General features: G+C 39.2%; 18 protein-coding genes. 8 read left to right on the forward strand and 10 right to left on the reverse strand.

Features of this window, described 5'->3' with window-relative positions:
- Window positions 1–16 precede the first annotated feature (16 nt).
- Window positions 17–454 (reverse strand): hypothetical protein, encoded by a 438-nt coding sequence (locus OC457_RS03775; protein WP_080173340.1) that lies wholly within the window; start codon window positions 452–454, stop codon window positions 17–19.
- Window positions 441–1106: a winged helix-turn-helix domain-containing protein gene (locus tag OC457_RS03780; RefSeq protein ID WP_080173341.1), complete on the reverse strand. Its 666-nt coding sequence runs from the start codon at window positions 1104–1106 to the stop codon at window positions 441–443. Before OC457_RS03780 ends, OC457_RS03775 begins: the two co-directional genes overlap by 14 nt.
- A 713-nt stretch (window positions 1107–1819) precedes the next feature.
- Between OC457_RS03780 and OC457_RS03785 the strand changes: the two genes are divergently transcribed.
- Together OC457_RS03785 and OC457_RS03790 are read left to right on the forward strand one after the other, a co-directional pair.
- Window positions 1820–2848: an OmpA family protein gene (locus OC457_RS03785; protein WP_080173342.1), complete on the forward strand. Its 1029-nt coding sequence runs from the start codon at window positions 1820–1822 to the stop codon at window positions 2846–2848.
- 154 nt (window positions 2849–3002) lie between these two features.
- Entirely contained in the window at window positions 3003–3416 is a 414-nt protein-coding gene (locus OC457_RS03790) for an META domain-containing protein (protein WP_235866896.1), read from the forward strand.
- Window positions 3417–3491: 75 nt separating this feature from the next.
- On the opposite strand, the gene OC457_RS03795 is transcribed toward OC457_RS03790, so the two are convergent.
- The 3 genes from OC457_RS03795 to tesA all read right to left on the reverse strand — a co-directional run bounded on the left by OC457_RS03795 (window position 3492) and on the right by tesA (window position 6215).
- Entirely contained in the window at window positions 3492–4346 is an 855-nt protein-coding gene (locus tag OC457_RS03795; protein WP_080173344.1) for a co-chaperone YbbN, read from the reverse strand.
- Window positions 4347–4776: 430 nt separating this feature from the next.
- Window positions 4777–5604, reverse strand: coding sequence for an SDR family oxidoreductase (locus tag OC457_RS03800; protein WP_080173345.1), 828 nt, complete (start codon window positions 5602–5604; stop codon window positions 4777–4779).
- Window positions 5601–6215 (reverse strand): multifunctional acyl-CoA thioesterase I/protease I/lysophospholipase L1, encoded by a 615-nt coding sequence (gene tesA, locus OC457_RS03805; protein WP_080173346.1) that lies wholly within the window; start codon window positions 6213–6215, stop codon window positions 5601–5603. Before tesA ends, OC457_RS03800 begins: the two co-directional genes overlap by 4 nt.
- On the opposite strand from tesA, the gene OC457_RS03810 reads away from it, so the two are divergent.
- From OC457_RS03810 to OC457_RS03820, 3 genes are all read left to right on the forward strand, one after another.
- Complete coding sequence (locus tag OC457_RS03810) at window positions 6214–6897, forward strand: ABC transporter ATP-binding protein (protein WP_080173347.1); 684 nt, start codon at window positions 6214–6216, stop codon at window positions 6895–6897. The genes tesA and OC457_RS03810 overlap by 2 nt on opposite strands.
- Window positions 6898–6916: 19 nt before the next feature.
- On the forward strand, window positions 6917–9430 hold the full coding sequence (locus OC457_RS03815) for an ABC transporter permease (RefSeq protein WP_162841677.1): 2514 nt from the start codon (window positions 6917–6919) through the stop codon (window positions 9428–9430).
- Window positions 9431–9514: 84 nt separating this feature from the next.
- Window positions 9515–10300: a DUF2971 domain-containing protein gene (locus OC457_RS03820; RefSeq protein WP_235866897.1), complete on the forward strand. Its 786-nt coding sequence runs from the start codon at window positions 9515–9517 to the stop codon at window positions 10298–10300.
- A 62-nt stretch (window positions 10301–10362) separates the two neighbouring features.
- Here OC457_RS03820 and OC457_RS03825 read toward each other — a convergent pair whose 3' ends face one another.
- The gene (locus tag OC457_RS03825) at window positions 10363–11265 is read right to left on the reverse strand and encodes a TIGR01777 family oxidoreductase (protein ID WP_080173350.1); all 903 of its coding nucleotides are present in this window, start codon (window positions 11263–11265) and stop codon (window positions 10363–10365) included.
- A 212-nt stretch (window positions 11266–11477) separates the two neighbouring features.
- On the opposite strand from OC457_RS03825, the gene yfcE reads away from it, so the two are divergent.
- A complete protein-coding gene (gene yfcE / locus OC457_RS03830) occupies window positions 11478–12032 on the forward strand; it encodes a phosphodiesterase (RefSeq protein ID WP_080173351.1) in 555 nt (184 codons plus the stop codon).
- A 104-nt stretch (window positions 12033–12136) separates the two neighbouring features.
- On the opposite strand, the gene pta is transcribed toward yfcE, so the two are convergent.
- On the reverse strand, window positions 12137–14284 hold the full coding sequence (gene pta / locus OC457_RS03835; protein ID WP_096777805.1) for a phosphate acetyltransferase: 2148 nt from the start codon (window positions 14282–14284) through the stop codon (window positions 12137–12139).
- 155 nt (window positions 14285–14439) lie between these two features.
- The gene (locus OC457_RS03840; RefSeq protein WP_080173352.1) at window positions 14440–15636 is read right to left on the reverse strand and encodes an acetate kinase; all 1197 of its coding nucleotides are present in this window, start codon (window positions 15634–15636) and stop codon (window positions 14440–14442) included.
- 336 nt (window positions 15637–15972) lie between these two features.
- Here OC457_RS03840 and yfbV point away from each other — a divergent pair, with 336 nt between their 5' ends.
- On the forward strand, window positions 15973–16422 hold the full coding sequence (yfbV, locus tag OC457_RS03845; protein WP_045038210.1) for a terminus macrodomain insulation protein YfbV: 450 nt from the start codon (window positions 15973–15975) through the stop codon (window positions 16420–16422).
- 92 nt (window positions 16423–16514) lie between these two features.
- Here the strand turns inward: yfbV and OC457_RS03850 are convergent, their stop codons facing one another.
- Window positions 16515–16823 (reverse strand): DUF6172 family protein, encoded by a 309-nt coding sequence (locus OC457_RS03850; RefSeq protein ID WP_080173353.1) that lies wholly within the window; start codon window positions 16821–16823, stop codon window positions 16515–16517.
- 521 nt (window positions 16824–17344) lie between these two features.
- The gene (rlmA, locus tag OC457_RS03855) at window positions 17345–18175 is read right to left on the reverse strand and encodes a 23S rRNA (guanine(745)-N(1))-methyltransferase (protein ID WP_080173354.1); all 831 of its coding nucleotides are present in this window, start codon (window positions 18173–18175) and stop codon (window positions 17345–17347) included.
- Between the two features lie 408 nt (window positions 18176–18583).
- On the opposite strand from rlmA, the gene OC457_RS03860 reads away from it, so the two are divergent.
- Window positions 18584–19660 carry a porin gene (locus tag OC457_RS03860; RefSeq protein WP_080173355.1) on the forward strand — a complete coding sequence of 359 codons (1077 nt, stop codon included), beginning with the start codon at window positions 18584–18586 and terminating at the stop codon, window positions 19658–19660.
- Window positions 19661–19748: the final 88 nt, after the last annotated feature.

The raw sequence follows: 19748 nt of genomic DNA on the forward strand, positions 1-19748 counted from the left end.
TTTAGCCGTAAGTTTGTTAGTGACCACTATCACTCATAGATAAAGTGCCATCATAAGGAATGACATGTAATGCTTTTTTAGGTGATGAGCTATAGCTGACCATTGTTTTATTATCTAATCGTTGAAGATTAAATTGTCGCCAAAAACGTTCTTGCGTCCAATTAAGGCTTTCAATAGCGGCTTCAGTAATTTTTTTAGTGTGATCTTCTGTATCGACAACGAAAATTGCTGCATTACCAAAAGCGTAGAAATAAAGCCCTTTTAGCACAGTATAGCCGTTATCTTGTTTAGGATTTGGATAGTCAATCAATGTGTATTGCCCAAACTTACAGCTACCAAATTGTTCATGACTGGAATTGACGTATTTATAATTAAAATCACATCCCATACCATTAATGATGGGATATAGCATTAAAAGTAATAATGCTATAACGACATATTTAAATTTTTTCATACATTTTTCCAGTGGTATCAATATAAACCGTATTTTTACCACTCAAGTTTTGTGGCAGCTTTTGTAAATTGAGCAATCCAATGTTACCACAAATTTTTTGGTTATTAACGGTAACACAAGGTGGTGATTGCCAACTGCTAGCCCATAGCATAATCCAAGCAAACATGACGATTAAACAAATGCCATAACCAATTTTTGTCATGGCTGGCAGTGGTTTGTTTTTTTGCACAACTGTCGTGTGATTAATCTCGCTATTAACCGTGTTGTTCTCTGTATTATTGTCGATAGATTGTGGTGGTTCAGTAGGATGCTGTTCTTTATCTATTACAACGTCTGGCTGAAATTGTTGCTGAATAAAGGTGTTATTTGCAATGGTAAAACCTGCACCTTTAATCGTAATGATAATCTCATTCTTACTTTTAAATGCCTTACGTAAGTTAGCGATCGCTACGTTTAAAGAGTTTGGTACAACAACTTTATCTGGCCAACCTATTTCTAGTAGCTTTTCTCTACTGATAATCTCGCCACTATTATCAATTAAAAATTGGAGGATTTTTGTTTCGCTAGCACTAAGTTTAGTGGTTGTTTCTTGATTTGTATAAGCGCTTTTTTGCGGTTCAAAAACATCCTTACCGTATTTATATATGATCATGGCTTTCTAACTACCTATCTAAGTATCAATTTGGCGCAGTATACGTTTCAAAGACGACTGCTTTTTTATTGTTATTGCTTTCAGTATCTAAACGCCTAGTTTTTATAATGATATAAAATTCTCATTTTTTGAGGGTAAATAAAAGTGTAAAGAGGCGTTATTTATCATATATCGACGATGAAAAAGTTCATTACATCTCTCTACGCTTTATTTTCAAAGCAAATGCTAACAAAAAAAAATATTTATGGAAGACATAATAAAGGATAATTTGAGCCTTAAATAGTGCTATATGATTATTTATTACGTTATGTGCAGTATAAAAATTCGTGTTTTTCATATTTTTTTTGGTCGTTAGTATGAGGCTTGTTTTTTTAATAGCATATTGTTTTTTAATTGTTTTATTGTTGTGTTAGTGGGTTTTTATCTTTTTTTATATGAATTAATTTCTTTTGAAAAATGTTTTCTTTCCATTTATCTAAATTGTTTCTGAATGATTTGATTTTCAGAAGTCATTTTTTTGGCGCGTGTGAAAAAACGCCAATTAATTGTGAACATCATTTTTTATTATTTGCCTTAATGCTAACTCAGTCACAGAATGGAATGGTTCTTAACAAAGACTGTCCTGCGATACACGCTTAAAAAAATAGATAGTACGCACTTATATGGACAGACAATTAGAAAGTTTTTAAAGCATTTAACCATTGGAGTTAAACATGAAATTGAAATCTCTATCTCTAGCTGTAGTAGCAGCTTTATCTCTAGGCGTTGCTACATCTGCAATGGCAGCTGAAGCTCCAGCAACGGCTACAAATAACACTGCACTAACTCAATCTGCTGCTACTGGTCACTGGTACGCTGGTCAAGGTCACGGCTTCTGGGTTGGTGGTGCACTAGGTATGGGCTATGTTGGTAGCGCAGACTCTCAAATGTTTGGTGGTCAAACTAATGCACCTAGCGTTAAGCTAGATGCTGGTTATGACTTCAACCAATATGTTGGTGTTTACGGTAGCTACGACTTCATGTACAACTTAGGTAATTCAAACCTAAACCTAGCAACTGTTGGTGTTAAAGGTAACCTACCTCTTACACAAAAATTATCTGCATTTGCTAAATTAGGTGCAACTTACATCTACGCTGATGATAAAGATGTAAACGAAAACTTATTCCACATGAAGTCTGATAGCTTCTCAGCAACTGGTGGTTTAGGTCTTTCTTACCAAATCACTCACGCACTATCTACTCAAATCGGTGCTGATTACTACCAAAACCTACGTACTTCACACGGTCACGCTGATCTAACTCAAGCGTACTGGGGTATGACATACAAGTTTGGTCAACCTGCAACACCTGCAGTTGTTACAAACACTGTAGAAGTAGTTAAAGAAGTTGCTGTTGAAGCACAAATCCCAACTCGTTCTTCTTATGTTCTACCATACCAAAATGGTGAAACTAAGCTAAACGCTTACGGTCGTTACAACCTAGGTGAGATTGCTGCAACTATGCAAGCTAACCCAGAAGTAACTGCACAAATTATCGGTCGTACTGATAATGTTGGTAGCCAAGCAATCAACGATAAAGTTTCTTCTGAGCGTGCAGCAAACGTTGCTAGCTTCCTAGAAGCAAACGGTATCAGCGCAACTCGCTTAACTGTTTCTCACGTAGCTAACAGCAACCCAATCAAAACTGATAAAGCAGATACTACTGATTACGTTCAGCGTTCAGTACAAATCATCCTTAAGTAATTAAGACGATTGTACAAACTGCCTAGTTTTGAGCTAGTTTAAATTTTAATGCCGATGAGAGATCATCGGCATTATTTTATTTGATTATTATCTCAATAACCGGTTTAAGGATAACTAAAGCAATTTATTGAGATTAAGATTAAGTGATAGAGCGATGATGAAAAAAAGTAAATTCTGCTTATTAATATTATTAGCGATTTCATTAACGGGCTGTTTTTCTAATCAGCAATTAAATAAGTCGACACGACTTGTAGGGGAATGGACGCTAACAGGGGGAGTATTTATCCCTGGAGTGACCAAACATAAACCTAAATTAGATATTAATGCAGATATGAAAGTTTCTGGTTTCACCGGTTGCAATCAATTTAAAGGTCGCTTAATTGCTGCTGATGGCAGTTTTACTCTACCTGTTGTTACCCGTAAAATTTGTTTACCTGAGCTTGTTACTCAAGAAGAAAATATGCTCAATGTTCTGCGTAGTGCGACCAGTATTGAAGTGATCAATAATACGTTGGTTGTTGATTCAGGTAATAAATTTTTAGTATTTGAAAAAACTAACGCACGTTAAAAAACGATTGAATGTGGTAAATAAAAAAAGGCCCATGAGCGCAAAGCTTACGGGCCTTTTTTATTTGATCATCAATTAATATAGTAGTGAATATAGCTGGCGACGGTAAGTCCCTGCAATAGGATTTCCTTGTCCTAGTGCGGCTAAAATATCCATCATGGTCTTTTTAGCATTACCATCAGCAAAGTTAAGATCGCGACGAAGAATATTTAGTAACAGTGCTAGTGCTTCTTCATTGCGGTTTACTTGACTGTATTGAATAGCAAGTTCAAAAGCAATATTTGCATCACTTGGATTGGCTGCTAGTTTTTCTTCTAGTAGTTGAATTTCAGGAGAATTACCCGCTTGTTTATGTAATTCAAGCTTAGCAAGTAACCCTTTATATTGTGCGTCTTGATCTTGCATTGGAATAGTTTCAAGAATTAATTCTGCTTCATCAAATAATCCCGCAGCGATTAAGCATTCAGCAATCGCAAGTTCAATAATACTATTTTTAGGAAATTTATGTGCCAGTTGACGTAACAATGCAAGTGCTTGATTGTACTCTTCGCTTTTTACTAACGCTAATGCATGCTGCAGTTGTAATTCTTCTGGCGTCGGTAAATAACGGGTTAGCATTTCACGTAAACTTTGTTCTGTTTGTGGGCCAGCAGAGCCATCAACAGGTTGACCATTCTTAAATAAGGCAACGGTGGGTAATCCACGTACGCCAAACTGAGAAGCAACCATCTGTTGAGTCTCACAGTTCACTGTTGCTAGTGTAAATTGCCCTTGATATTCACGAGCAATTTTTTCAAGAGTTGCATTAACTTCCAGCGTCTCTGGCATTGAAGGTGCCCAAAAACTGATCACCACCGGTGTCTGCATTGATTGATCGATGATTTGCTGAAGATTTTGTTCGTTTAATTCAAGCGCGACATTTTGATACATGTGCTGATATCCGTTGGCTATTTGAAAGGCTATAACAAATATATGGGGATGAATCGATATGAATCAAGAAAATAGCGCAAAATGGTATTAATTATTAAAGGTAAGCATAACCACTAGCGTGATACAGAGACAGATAAGGTTGATTTGGCGCAACGACATACTACACCTCAGATAAGACAATTTTTGATGATAAGTCTTTTGACTTGAGCTTACTGTAGCGTTTTATTGTGACACTAATATGACGTTATTATAGATTTTAGCGTTGATAGCAAAAATTTTTACTATAAAGGCTATTTGTTTAACTTTACGAGTGAAAAAATAGTGTATTCGATTGAGTTAATTTTTTTGGTGTTGTTTTTATCACCATTTTATCGTTGTGAGATAAACTAAATTAGCCATAATAAACGCGATTATTATGGCTTTAATGTAATTAATTACTCTTTATTAGTAGCTTATCTAACCATTTTGTTGGCAATATTCGACGAAGAAAACCAAAAATATAAGTCGGTTGAGTAACATAATAACGTGCTTTTGGATGCTTGCTGTTAATTATCGCTAACACTTGTTTAAAGACGGCTTCGGGTCCTAAAGTGAATTTATTATTTGGGGTTGCAGTACCGAGTCTCTGCAATGTTTGCTGATAAGCATCATGATGACGAGAATGATTAATATCAATGTGTTGTTCAAATTGAAATTTAGCATTTTGACGAAAATGGCTCTCAATAGGACCGGGTTCAATTAAAGCAATTTGGATGGGAGTATTAGCCAGTTCTAAACGTAGCGTATCAGTATAACCTTCAATAGCGAACTTGCTGGCATTGTAAGCCCCACGATATTTCATGGCGACTAAGCCTAATACTGAACTGTTTTGAATTATTTTGCCGTGACCTTGTTGTAGCATCAATGGGATCACTGCACGAGTTAGTTGATGCCAACCAAAAAAGTTAGTTTCAAATTGGGCGCGTAATGCGTCTGTTGGTAAATCCTCTAATGCCCCTGGTTGTCCGTAAGCGGCATTATTAAACAACATATCTAACTGACCATTTGCCAATACTAATGCTTGTTTTAAGCCACGATCAATAGATTCAGAACAACTAAGATCGAGTTGAATACAATTTATACCTTGATTGTTTAATCGTTCAACATCGCGCGGTTGGCGGCAACTGGCGATGACGTTATAGCCTAATTTATTAAGCTCGGCAGCGCAGTAATAGCCAATGCCAGAACTACAGCCAGTAATTAAAATAGATACTGTCATTGTGAACTTTCCTGATTGAGATATGGTTGTAATTGTTGTGCCATGAATTGAGCAATAAGTGGTTGTGCCTCAATAGTTGGATGAAGACCGTCTTTCATCATCAGTTGAGGTTTAACAATGATATCAATAAGAAAAAAGGGCAATAGTGGCACGTTAAGCGATTGGCTTAATTCTGGATAGGTATTACGAAACAGTTCGTTATAGCGTTTACCATAGTTTGGTGGAATTTCGATTTGCATTAATAATGGCTGTGATCCCATTTTTTTAATTAAAGTGATCATCTGGCTGAGATTATTGCGTAATATTTTAGGAGCAAAGCCACGTAAGCCATCATTAGCACCTAATTCAATTAACACAATATCAGGTTGATGTTGTTTAAGTAGTTGCGGTAATCGTGCTAAACCATTACCACTGGTATCGCCTGAAATACTGGCATTGATAATTGTTGTTGGCTGAGATTGCTGGGCTAATATTTTAGGTAGTAGTGCTGGCCAACTTTTCTGTGCTGGCATCTGATAACCTGCACTTAAGCTATCACCTAAGACCAACAGTGTTTGGCTAAATGTTGTTGATGAAAATAGCAGCATTAATAATGAAAGGATTCGTATCATGTCAGTCTCCGTAATAAAAGCACACGCTGTTTCGAAACAGGTTACGACAGCCTTGTCGCCGATGACTATTTTGCAGGATGTTTCGCTTGAGGTCGAGCAAGGTGAGTCAATTGCATTAATCGGTGTATCTGGTGCAGGGAAATCGACCCTAATGACGTTATTGGCTGGGTTAGATGTACCAACAACGGGTGAGATTGAACTATTAGGCCATAGTCTGACACAGCTTGATGATGAACAACGAGCACGATTGCGTAGTGAATCAATTGGATTTGTGTTTCAAAATTTCTTGTTATTACCGACCTTAAATGCGTTAGAAAACGTCACGCTGCCATGTTTAATTCAAAATAAAAATGTCGATATTGAACGGGCGAAAATGTTACTTGATATGGTGGGATTAAAAGGACGAGAAACCCATTTGCCGAGTCAATTATCCGGTGGTGAGCAACAACGAGTAGCATTAGCGCGTGCATTTATGATCAAGCCTAAAATTTTGTTTGCCGATGAACCGACAGGAAATTTAGATCAGCACACCGCAGCAATGGTGATTGAGTTGTTATTTGAGCTTAATCGAGACAGTGATACCACATTAGTATTAGTGACTCATGATGATGCATTAGCTGCCCGTTGTGATCGCGTGATGCGATTAGATAACGGCGTCTTAAATATGGAAGAACGTAGGTAAGTAAACAAGGAAGATCGTGATGTCTAATACCGTTACTTTAGCGACAACGAATAAGCGGCTATTTATTGTGCGTTGGGCATGGAATGAAATTCGCCAAGGCCAGTTGTGGTTAGTGACTTTAGCGTTGAGTTTAATTATCGCATGTGTCTTTGCGTTATCAGCTTTAGTTAGCCGTGTTGAGGCGATCATTGTTGATCAAGGACGATCAGCGCTTACTGCTGATAGGGTACTGGTATCTTCACAGCCCGTTGATCTATCGCCGCTAAAAATATCAGTAACAGATCCTGTGAAAATATCACAACAAACCCGTTTTGGCACCATGGCATTTAGTGATGACGGTATGCAACTTGTGAGTGTTAAAGCGGTAGATTCAAATTTTCCATTACGAGGCGATCTTAGCTTACAAAGTACGCATACTGCGCGATTAGAACACCATGTAAAACCTAATCAGTTATGGTTGGCTGAGCGGTTATTTTCACTGTTGGATGTCAACATTGGTGATGTACTCATGTTGGGTGATGCCGAGCTAAAAATTAGCGGTCGAATTGCTCAGGATCCTGAATTATCGTTTAATCCATTTAGCCAAATGCCGACCGTATTTATTAACCAACAAGATATTGAAGCGGTCGGCGGCGTACAACCAGGGAGCCGAATTAGTTATCGTTATTATTTCTCTGGTTCAAATAAGTCGCTGGATGATATTCGTCAGCAATTAACGTTAACGCCGAGTCAACGTTGGTTAACTGAAAATGATGCCGGACGTAGTGGTGATTTTATTGAACGAGCACAGCAATATTTATCGTTGACGTTAGTGCTAGTGGTGTTGATGGCTGCTGCTACCTTAGTGCTGACTTGCCAACATTATGCTGTTACTCGTAAAACAGCAGTCGCAATGATGAAAAGTTTGGGCGCAACGAAAGGTTTTTTATGGCGCTGGCTGTTAACTCAAGTTGGATTAGTGTTTGTGGTCGCGATAGTTATTGGCTTAACTTTTGGATTAGGGCTTGAGTGGTTGCTGCGTTATCCTCTGCAAAACATATTACCAGAACAGTTACCTACGATGGGGTTGGCGCCTTTTGCTATCAGTTTATTGTTGGCACTATTAATTGCACTACCAGCATTAGGGATCCCGTTGTCACGGTTAGTGCAAACCGCTGCGATCAATTCAGTACAAATATCGACAAGAGTATCAACAACAAGTCGTTTAGCGTGGCTATTGCTACTGTTTCCGATGTTAGCCGCAATAGCATGGATTGGTACTAATGGGTTGGTATGGTTAGTCCTATTTGGTATGGCGGGATTATTGTTAGTTTTAGCATGCGTTGGTGTAGTCGCTATCGCATTTTTACAAAAACTGCAGTTTGGTGCAGCCTATAGTTTGGCATTAAGCCGTGTGAATCGCAGTAAGATTAAAACCGCGACTCAATTGGTGGCGTTAACCTGTTCATTAATGTTATTAGCGGTGATTGGGCTATTAAGAAATGAGTTATTAGCCGATTGGAAAAATACCCTACCTGCGGATGCTCCCAATGTATTTGCACTCAATATTGCCCCTAAGCAACAGCAAAGCTATTTAGCAGCTTTAGATAAAGCAAATTTAACCCGTTCGCAAGGTTATCTAGTAACACGTGGGCGGTTGGTGGCAATTAACGATCAACGTTTTTACGCCCCATTAAATGAAACATCGGCTGATCAAGCTGAAAATAATACTGAGATAAGTAACGAGTTAAATCGAAAGGCAGATGATGGAAGTATCGATCCTGCTTTAAGGCGTGAGCTTAATTTTACCTGGGCGAAAACACTGCCAAGCCACAATGTAGTGACCAAAGGGCAATGGGGCAAAGCGGAAGGTGTCTCGGTTGAATCTGGAATTGCTAAACGGTTGAATATTCACTTGGGTGACAAGTTGGCATTTACTGTGGGTGGATTGGAGTTTAACGCTACCGTTAACAGTATTCGTGATGTTGAATGGCGCAACATGAAGCCCAATTTCTATTTTATTTTCACTCCTGATGTGTTGCAGTCATTTCCCGCAACCGGCTTAGTTAGTTTTCGAGTTAGCGAGCAGCAAAATGCATTATTAAATACCTTAGCTAGCCAATATCCCACTGTGGGTGTACTTGATTTACGAATGATGGCAACCCGTATTCAAGGCTTGTTGGCACAAGTTAGTTGGTCATTAACGGTATTAGCTGGGCTTGGTGTTGTCAGTGGTTTATTGCTGATAATGACTTTATTACGATTGAGTATTTCAGAACGCCAAACAGAAATTCAGTTATACCGTACACTCGGTGCTAGCCGAAAACGTATTGCTGCCACTCTGTGGTTTGAATATGGAATCATTGCGTTGTTGGCAGGTGTGATTGCTGCGGTAGGCGCTGAATTTGTTGTAGGTTTGCTGGTGGTTAAAGGGTTTGAATTACCGTTTACCTTACATCCACTGATGTGGTTAGGTTTACCTGTACTGGCGATCGCACTGGTGTATTTGGTGTCACGGTCGCAGATCAATAAGCTGTTGTTGCCGTTGCGGTGATTAGTATGTTTGTGTTTAACTTCAGTAATATGAGAGTAGGGTATCTAATTGATCTTATATAAATATGTTTCGTACCGAACTGCTTTGCAAATAATAGAAAGTAATACTATTGGTTTTTCATCAATAGATGATGTAAATGATCCATTCGAATGTACATACTTTAATTTTTATGATGCCGATGAGGAAAACATACGATCGCTTTATGGATATAAAAATAGATTTTCTAGACATTATGTTTTGCTTTCTTTGACCAGAAATCCATTAAATACTCTTATGTGGGCTCATTATGGCGATTCTCATCAAGGGGTTGTTATTGGTATTGATTGTGATATTGCTGGGTTTATGGATGTTGAAAAATCAAGAATCCCCGCTCATTTAGGTGAAGTGATTTATACATCAAATAAGCCAAAGCCTGAGAAAAAAAGCTCTTTAGTTAATGAGCTAATGTCTATTGGAAATGATATCAAATTTAAAAGTGATACTTCTAATCTATTAAGAAAGGCATTTTTATACAAGTCGATAGAGTGGGGATATGAAGAAGAAGTTAGAGTCGTGAAAGACTTAAAATATCATATAGGGTCATCACATGATGAAGACGTTGAGTTTGAAAATAAGTCAGGTGTTTGGATTAGGAAAAATATCTCATCATTAGGGCGTCCTATATTTTGTTTTAAGTTGCCAAAAAATAGTATTAAAGAAGTATATTTTGGTCGACATGTTTATAGAAATACAAGTAGAACTAAATTAGTTTCTGATGAGTTATCTGAAAAATTTAATCACTTGTGTTTATCTAAGAATATTAAAATATATCAATGTGAAGTTGATCCTTATTCATGGAATTTGTTATCAAGAGAGAAAACCCATGAATAGACAATAGTAGTGCTCATAAATTCATTATTAAATAGGGCTAACCAGCCCTGTTTTTATATTCATTAATCCCCCAACGTTTGCTTTAACGCCTGTTCAATACAAGGAAAAGTAAAGTTAAACCCTGCTGCCTGTAGCTTGTTTGGTAATGCGCGTTGACCATCTAATAACAGTTGTGATGATTCACCGAGGGCACATTTCAATACCCAAGCAGGGGTGAATAGCAGGTGTGGACGATGCAAGGTGGCGGCAAGAGTGGCACTGAAGGCTTTGTTCGTTACGGGGTTGGGGGCGGTCATATTATATGGACCTTGAGTTTCACTATTATTGATTAAAAATAAAATCCCTCGCACCATATCTTGCAGTTGGATCCACGGAAAGTATTGTTGACCATCACCAATAGGACCACCCAGCCCACACTGATAAGGCAGTAACATTTTCGCCAACGCACCGCCTTGTTTTGCTAGTACAATCCCCGTTCTTAACAAACAGACTCGAGTTTGTTCCGATTGTGCTTCTAGCGCGATTTGTTCCCATCGAAAGCAAACCTGTTGTGAGAAGTCTGCATCGTTAGGTTCAATAATAACAGTTTCATCAATGGCTTTATCGTGTTGATTACCATAGATACCAACGGCTGAGCCACTAATAAAAGTATGGGGTGGATTGTCACTGGCTTTGATTTTATCAACTAATTGCTGAGTGATATTCCAACGGCTATCTTCAATTATATGCTTTTGTTGCTCACTCCAGCGTTTATCCATAATTGGTTCGCCAGCAAGGTTAATCACCACATCGAATTGGTCAAGATTAGGTAATGATTCTAGTGAATCAAGCGCATTAATATGATGACCTAGTAATTGATAAGCGCGGGCTGGATCACGGCTAATGATAGTGATTTCATCATGATTTAAGTGGGGAAGTAGTGCTTTACCAATGAGCCCAGTTGCGCCCGTTACTAAGATCTTCATTGCGTTATTCCTCGCGATTATCGATATACCATCTTAAATTAACTGATATTAGATGTCAGTTAGTGTCGAGATAAATATTATTATCACTGCCATTGTTACAGTATAAGTGATGCTGATTGATCTCATCATGACCTAAGAGTGATAATAGTATTTTTATTACGGCTCACGTAGACTGAGTCGATATATTGACAATTTTTTGGCTGAGTTTAATCATGAAATTATTTTTTGCATCGGATATTCACGGTAGTTTAGTTGGTGCTCAAAAAGCCATTGCTGCTTTTGAACAAAGTGGTGCTAAGTATCTTATTTTACTTGGTGATATTCTAAATCATGGTCCTCGTAATGCATTACCTGAAGGGTATGATCCAATTAAAGTCGCGGAGTTATTAAACCAATATGCGAATCGAATTACCGCAGTGCGAGGTAATTGCGATAGTGATGTTGATCAAATGCTATTGGATTTTCCGATGATGGCAGATTATAACTTGGTGATGTTAGCTGATGGGCGACGATTATTTTTAACCCATGGTCATATTTACAATGCTGATAAACATCCGCAGCTTATGGCGGGGGATGTGATTGTTTCTGGGCATACTCATCTTCCCGTTGCTGAAGCAAAAGATGAATTGTTTGCTTTTAATCCCGGATCGGTAGCGATTCCTCGAAATGGTTTAGCTGCAAGTTATGGGCTACTGGATGGCAATGATTTGGCTGTGATAACTTTTGACGGTGAAGTGTTAGCGAATGTAGCATTGAATAAAGAGTAGAGTTAGCAGTATTAGCAATAAAAAACGCCCCTATACACTTTATCAATAAACATTGAAGACATGTATAGGGGCGTTTTGTCAGTCGCTTAAAGCAGTATTAACACTTACTTAGCGTTAGCTTGTTCAGCCTGAATCGCAGTTAGTGCAACTGTGTAAACGATATCGTCTACTAGTGCGCCACGAGAAAGGTCGTTAACTGGCTTACGCATGCCTTGAAGCATTGGACCGATAGAGACTAGATCTGCAGAACGCTGTACTGCTTTGTATGTTGTGTTACCAGTGTTTAGGTCTGGGAATACAAATACAGTTGCTTTACCTGCTACTGGAGAGTTAGGTGCTTTAGAAGCCGCTACGTTTTCCATGATTGCAGCATCGTACTGTAGAGGACCGTCGATCACTAGATCAGGACGTTTCTCTTGAGCGATCTTAGTTGCTTCACGTACTTTATCTACGTCTGCGCCTTTACCAGAAGTACCAGTAGAGTAAGAGATCATAGCTACGCGTGGGTCGATACCAAATGCTTTTGCAGAATCTGCAGATTGGATAGCGATTTCAGCAAGTTGCTCAGCTGTTGGATCTGGGTTGATCGCACAGTCACCGTAAACCAATACTTGGTCAGGTAGTAGCATGAAGAATACAGAAGATACGATAGATGCATCAGGTGCAGTCTTGATGATTTGGAATGGAGGAACGATAGTGTTTGCTGTAGTGTGAACTGCACCAGATACTAGACCGTCAACTTCGCCATTCTCAAGCATCATTGTGCCTAGGAATACAGAATCTTGTAGCTTCTCACGAGCAACAACATCAGTCATGCCTTTCGCGCCACGTAACTCAACTAAACGAGCAACGTAGTTTTCACGTACTTCGTCAGAGTTGATGATAGTTACGCCAGCACCAAGAACAACGCCTTGTTGCTCAGCAACGCGACGGATCTCTTCAGGGTTACCAAGAAGCACACATTCCGCGATACCGCGCTCAGCACAGATAGCCGCAGCTTTAACTGTACGTGGCTCATCACCTTCAGGAAGAACGATACGCTTAGCCGCTTTACGAGCAAGTTCAGTTAACTGGTAACGGAATGCTGGTGGGCTTAGACGACGCTCACGGTTTGAACCTTCAGTTAGAGATTCAATCCAGTTACCGTCGATGTGGCTTGCCATGTACTCGTTAACAAACTCAACACGTTCTTTATCGTCTGCAGGAACTTCAAGAGTGAAGCTCTGTAGATTTAGAGATGTCTGCCAAGTGTTACCTTGAGCTGTCATTACAGGAAGACCAGTAGCGAATGCGCGCTCACAAAGATCCATAACAGGTTTAGGTAGGTCGTAACCACCGGTTAATAGTAGTGCACCGATTTCAACACCGTTCATTGCAGCAAGACATGCAGCAACAATAACATCTGGACGGTCAGCTGACGTTACTAGTAGTGAACCTGGACGGAAGTGCTCAACCATATTAGGGATAGAGCGAGCACAGAAAGTGATGCTCTTAATACGACGAGTTTCGATGTCACCTGCATTGATAATTTCAGCATTTAGGTGCTGAGCAATATCAGTTGCACGTGTAGCGATTAGCTCTGAGCTCCAAGGTGCACAACCTAGTACACGGATTGGGCTAGAGTTGAACACTTGCATGATTTCAACGTTTGAAGGAACAGTACCTTCAACATCATCAAAGATCTCAGAAAGATCTGGACGAGTACGGCCTTCAGCATCAACAGGTGCGTTAAGTTTATTAACGATAACACCAGAGATTTGCTTGTTCTTAATACCGCCGAAGTTAGAACATGCAACTTCGATACGCTCTTTAAGCTGTGATGGGTTATCTGTGCCAGGAGACACAACAAACACGATTTCAGCATCAAGTGTTTTTGCAATTTCAAAGTTAATTTGGTTTGCAAAAGGGTGCTTACGAGTCGCAACAAGACCTTCGATCAATGTTACGTCAGCATCTGCTGTTGCAGCTTTGAAACGAGCAACGATATCTTCTAGAAGTACGTCAGTTTGATCGTTACGAATAAGTTCTTCAGCGCTTGCCATTGAGAAAGACTCAGCGATTTGCATATCGCTGTTAGCACGAATGATCGTAGTCGTTAGATCTGGCTGATCGCCACCTTGACGTGGTTGTGCGATAGGCTTGAAGAAAGAAACACGAACACCTTTGCGTTCCATTGCACGAAGCACACCAAGGCTAACGCTTGTTAGACCAACACCAGCGCCAACTGGGATAAGCATAATAGTACGAGACACTATAGATTCCTTTTACTATTGAATCGATACAGCACTGTTCAATAACAATTCGACTTTAGTGACTAAAGTAGAATAATCATAGAGCAGCACCACAGTAAAATATGACATGAAAAAAACGGCTGGCTAAAAGGCCAGCCGTTTCAATAATCGTAAGATTAGATTTCAGCTAGAAGCGCTGTATCTTCTGCGATTACTAATTCTTCGTTAGTTGAAACAACCATTGCAGGAATGCGGCTGTTTGCAGTAGTGATAACACCTTCGCCGCCGAAACGTGCTTTAAGGTTTGCTTCGTTATCTACTTCGATGCCGAAGATCGCTAGACGGTTAAGAACCATTTCACGGATTGGTGCAGAGTTTTCACCGATACCACCAGTGAATACGATTGCATCTAGACGGCCTTCCATTGTCGCTGCGTAGCTTGCAACATACTTAGCTAGGCGGTGACAGAATACGTCCATTGCACGTGTAGCTTCTTCTTTAGTACCGTAGTTTTCTTCAACAAAACGACAGTCAGAAGTCACACCAGTAAGACCTAGTAGGCCAGACTCTTTAGTGAACATAGTGTTGATTTCAGCAACGCTCATACCTAGACGATCGTGTAGGTGGAACATAACTGCTGGGTCAAGGTCACCACAACGCGTACCCATTACAAGACCTTCAAGAGGAGTAAGACCCATAGAGATATCTACAGATTTACCGCCTTTGATTGCACATACAGATGCGCCGTTACCTAGGTGACAGTTGATGATGTTTAGTTCATCAAGAGGCTTGTCAAGAAGGATCGCTGTTTCACGAGCGATGAAACGGTGAGATGTACCGTGTGCGCCGTAACGACGGATACCGTTTTCTTTGTATAGACGGTAAGGAATTGCGTATAAGAATGCTTCTTCAGGCATAGTCTGGTGGAAAGCAGTATCAAATACAGCAACGTTCTTAAGGCCAGCAAAGTTGTGTTTAGCAGCTTCGATACCGATAACGTGTGCAGGGTTGTGTAGAGGTGCGAAATCAGACGCATCTACGATACCTTGAAGAACAACATCGTCGATAAGCGCTGATGCAGAGAACTGCTCGCCGCCGTGTACGATACGGTGACCGATTGCACCTAGTGCTTCTTTAAGCTCAGGCTTAGAAGCAAGAATAGTGTCAACCATGAATGCTAGAGCTTCTTCATGAGCAGCGCCGTCGCCTAGTTGAGCTTCGTGCTTACCATCAAGTTTCCACTTGATACGAGCGTCAGAAAGACCTAGACATTCTGCTAGACCTGAAAGATGTTCTTCACCTGATACTGGATCAATGATTGCGAACTTAAGAGATGAACTACCGCAGTTTAGAACTAAAACCAGCTTAGACATGAGAGTGACTACCTATAATCTGTCTGAAAGTTGATATTCATTTTTGAATAAAAAAGTACCCCTAGAGTAGACGAAGATTTATTGTTCGCCTTACTAGAGGTGAAAATCACGCTCTTTCCTGAGAAATAGAATTGAGTTACCTCTAATTCTGGGTCATCCTTGACAGAGCCTAGCTTGCAGTTAAGGACATTAACAGCAACAATTACATCTAGGCTCGCCTAGAATAACCGATTGTTACGCAATATAACAAAAAGATTTTTAGAAAATTTTAATTTGAATCAAGTTTGTTGTGTATTTTTTTTAAATGTTACAATTTTTTTTGATGAGTGGTGCATTATGGCTCAACATACAATGTGGAAACACTTTCAGAATGGTCAGCATTACATGACAACATGGCCGATGCGCAAAGAGCTTGCGGCGGTTTTTCCTGAACATCGGTATATTAAAGCGACCCAATTTGCGACAAAAGTGATGCCTGCGGTTGCTGCAATCAGTATTTTGACTCAAATGGCATTTCATAATTATGACGCAATGCCACAAGCGATTGCGATTGCGCTATTAGCGATTTCAATGCCATTACAAGGCTTATGGTGGTTGGGAAAACGTAGCCAAACAACGTTGCCGCCATCACTGGCGAAGTGGTATAGCGAAATTTATCAGAAGATAGTTAGTGAAGGGCATGCAATGCAGCCTAAAAAATCGCAGCCGCGCTATCAAGAATTAGCTGATGTACTTAATCGAGCATTTAAGCAATTAGATCGACATGCATTAGATCGCTGGTTCTAAGTAATTGTATTTTGTTGTAATAAAAAAGAGTCGCACTAGCGACTCTTTTTTTGTTTGGATCTATAGCGCATTACATGATGGCTAATGAGCAATTATTCTTCGTCGAAATCAAAATCTGGACGTGGTGCACGTGTTGCAGGTTTTGCCAGAATCTCTAGGTATAATGATGGTAATTCTAGCTTTTCAGCTTCATCAATGTACTTGTTGATTTCTTTTACGTGAATAACTTTTGCTTCTTGCTCGGTATGACCAAACTTGCAATCAAAATCCCAAAAATCAGTACCAGCAGGTAATGTTTTATTACGCTCACGACGAATGTATTTCTTCACATCGTGTTTAATTGCTTCTACAACACGCGCAGCCGCTTTCTTGGGATGAGTTAAAGCAAATGTTTTTTTCATTGTTTTCCTAATTAATTTGGCTCAAAGAAAAGAGCTCTGGTTTTATTTTACTGTAAATTGGCGTGGGTAGCGATGGGGTAAGGCTGAAATTCATGCGATAAAAAAATATTCACTAAACAAGATGTTTTTTGCAACTAATTTTAACTATTACAGTCTCACCTATATATAAGTAATAAAATGGTACTACCAACTCGCTGGAATGTTATTCCATAAACGAATGGTGAAGCTTATATAAACAATTTTAGATGATTATTCAGGCAATAAACAGGTTGTTGAGGTATAATCATCAGGCAACCTAGAGATATAGCTGTTATCTCTCTTTGAACCCCAACTGCTTGGCCGCCGATGGGGTTCTTCTCTTTCTGGCATTCGTGATTTTTTGTGCGCCCATCTTCGTAACACTTCAAATGAGTCTTTTATCGTCTTGTGATTTTATTCTAACGTGTTGTATTAGTGAATAATATCTGAATTTTTATTGATCAAATAATGAGACTATTTATCAATAATCTCATTTTTTATCACTAGCTGCGACGATAAACGCGAATCGCGAAATCAGCCTCACAACCAAAATTTTGGGCTTGTGCGAGTTGTTGCCATACTTGCTCTGATGTTTTCCATGCAAACGGGGTCATTTGCATTAATGCAGTTGCTTCTTCACCATTTAACGTCATGTCATAGTGCAGCTGCTCATCTGCGACTAACTCAAACCCTTCGATATTTTCTACAGGCACATCATGTAAGTTAACACCGTTATAAATCAATTCTTTTAGTTGGTATAGGTGGCGAGGTGCCGGCGTTACTGCAACCAAAATTCCACCTGATTTTATCGCTCGGTTTAATTCTTCACCTTTGCATGGCGCATAAATACGAACTACACCATCAAGAAAGTGGTCAGCAAATGGTAAGCGATGACTCGATGCGACACAGAAATCACAATCATGGTAGCGTTTAGCCGCATATTTAACTGCAACTTTTGAAATATCTAAGCCATGAATCGTGATGTCTGGAAATTGTTGACGTAGTTGAACAAATTCAGAAGTGTAATAACCTTCACCACAACCAATATCAAGTAGTTCAGTAGCGTCTGTAGGCAAGTAATGACGTAACTGTGCCATAACTGCATTACGCAATGGCTGATAATGATCCGTATTGAGAAATAAGCGTCGAGCTTGCATCATTTTTTTATTATCACCTGGGTTCTTCGAACTTTTATGATGCACAGGCATTAAGTTTACATAGCCTTCTTTTGCCTGATCAAACTGATGATTATTACTACAGCGGTATGATGTTGATGATGCATTGTTAGCATTCATAATAAGTGGCAGGTGGCATAAAGGGCATTGATAAGACATGTAATAGACCAAAGCTGAAAAACAGCTGCATAGTGTAATCGGAATTAATAGCTTGAACTACTCCTACGTAATTTATATTTATTTTATTACGAATAATAACCATTTATATAAATACATTTTTTCCCTTCTATACATTTAAATCATCGGCTTGAAAAGTAAATCCGTCACAAAAAACGTTGTTCAAAAATCGATCACCCTCACAGTTATTGATTAATATTTTTTATCGTCATGTGAAAAATTACTATTCAGTGGTCATTCAGGAACATGCCTTATTGTAAGGGCAAAAGTGAATAAATAATCACAAAGCGACACTGATTAGCAATATGGATTTTTTACAGCAATGTAGTCGTAACATTCTCATTAATCATTTTGATGCGAATATACGAAATAATAATAGGACGTTATAAAATGAAAAAAACAAAATTAGCAGTAGTATTACCCGCATTATTGGTTGCGAGTGTCACGCAAGCTGCCACTGTTTATCAAGCAGATGATGGCTCTTATGTTGATGTTTATGGGCGTTTAGGATTTAACTTAACTGATCGAGATAATGACCCTGATCAATCTGGCGTAGATGGTAATTTTGATGGGCGTTTTGGGTTAGGCGGATCTCAGACTATTAACGATACTGTTTCTGTTATCGGTTGGGCTGAATATCAAGTTAATGCTGCTGAATACGCGAATAACCTTAATCCGGATAGTAAAGATCTGACCGCGCGTTATGTTTGGGCCGGAATTGATGCATCACAATACGGTAAGATAACGGGTGGACGAGTTGCTTCTGGCCTTATTATGCTGACGGATATCGCGGATGTATTCTCAGCTTCTGATGTTACCATTGCTCGACAAGTTTCAGCTATAGACTCAACCGCAACACAAGTTTTCCGTCAAGATGGCACTCTTCAATATCAAAACACGTTTGGTAATCTTGATGTTTCTACTGCTTATATTTTTGGTAACAGTACCTCTAATTTAAAAACGGGCTATAACGCAGCTGCACGTTATACCTTTGATTTTGGTAATGCGGGTAAATTAGCACCAGTAGTTGCTTATCAATATGACAAATCAGATAGTCATAATACTAATCATGCTAAAGATTATAATTTTTGGGGAGCAGGTACTCGTTATTACATCAATAATCTCACGTTAGGTGCTATGTATTCTGAAGGGAAATTAGCCTTTAATAATGGTCGTGGTGATAGTACCGATAAAGTCTATGAATTAACGGCAGTGTATGACTTAACCGCAGATTGGGTATTACGTGCTGGATACCGCTCACTTGAAAATAAAGGCGGTGATGAAACAAAATATAAAGATACCACTGTTGAAGCGCAATATAAGCTAACCGATCGTTCATCTATATTCAGTAGTTATGTGTTCCGTGATGGTAAAAAAGGTAATGGCTCGATTGCCGGCACTGATTGGAATGGTTGGAATAACCCTGAAGAAGATTACTTTAACGTTGGATTACGTTACGAGTTTTAAGAGTATTGTGTAAATAAATAAGCATTAATAAAGCCAGCATAAAGATGCTGGCTTAGTTATTTTAAGGTCTTTAATGTTAACCATTCAA

The organism is Photobacterium toruni, assembly GCF_024529955.1.
Taxonomy (GTDB): Bacteria; Pseudomonadota; Gammaproteobacteria; order Enterobacterales; family Vibrionaceae; genus Photobacterium; species Photobacterium toruni.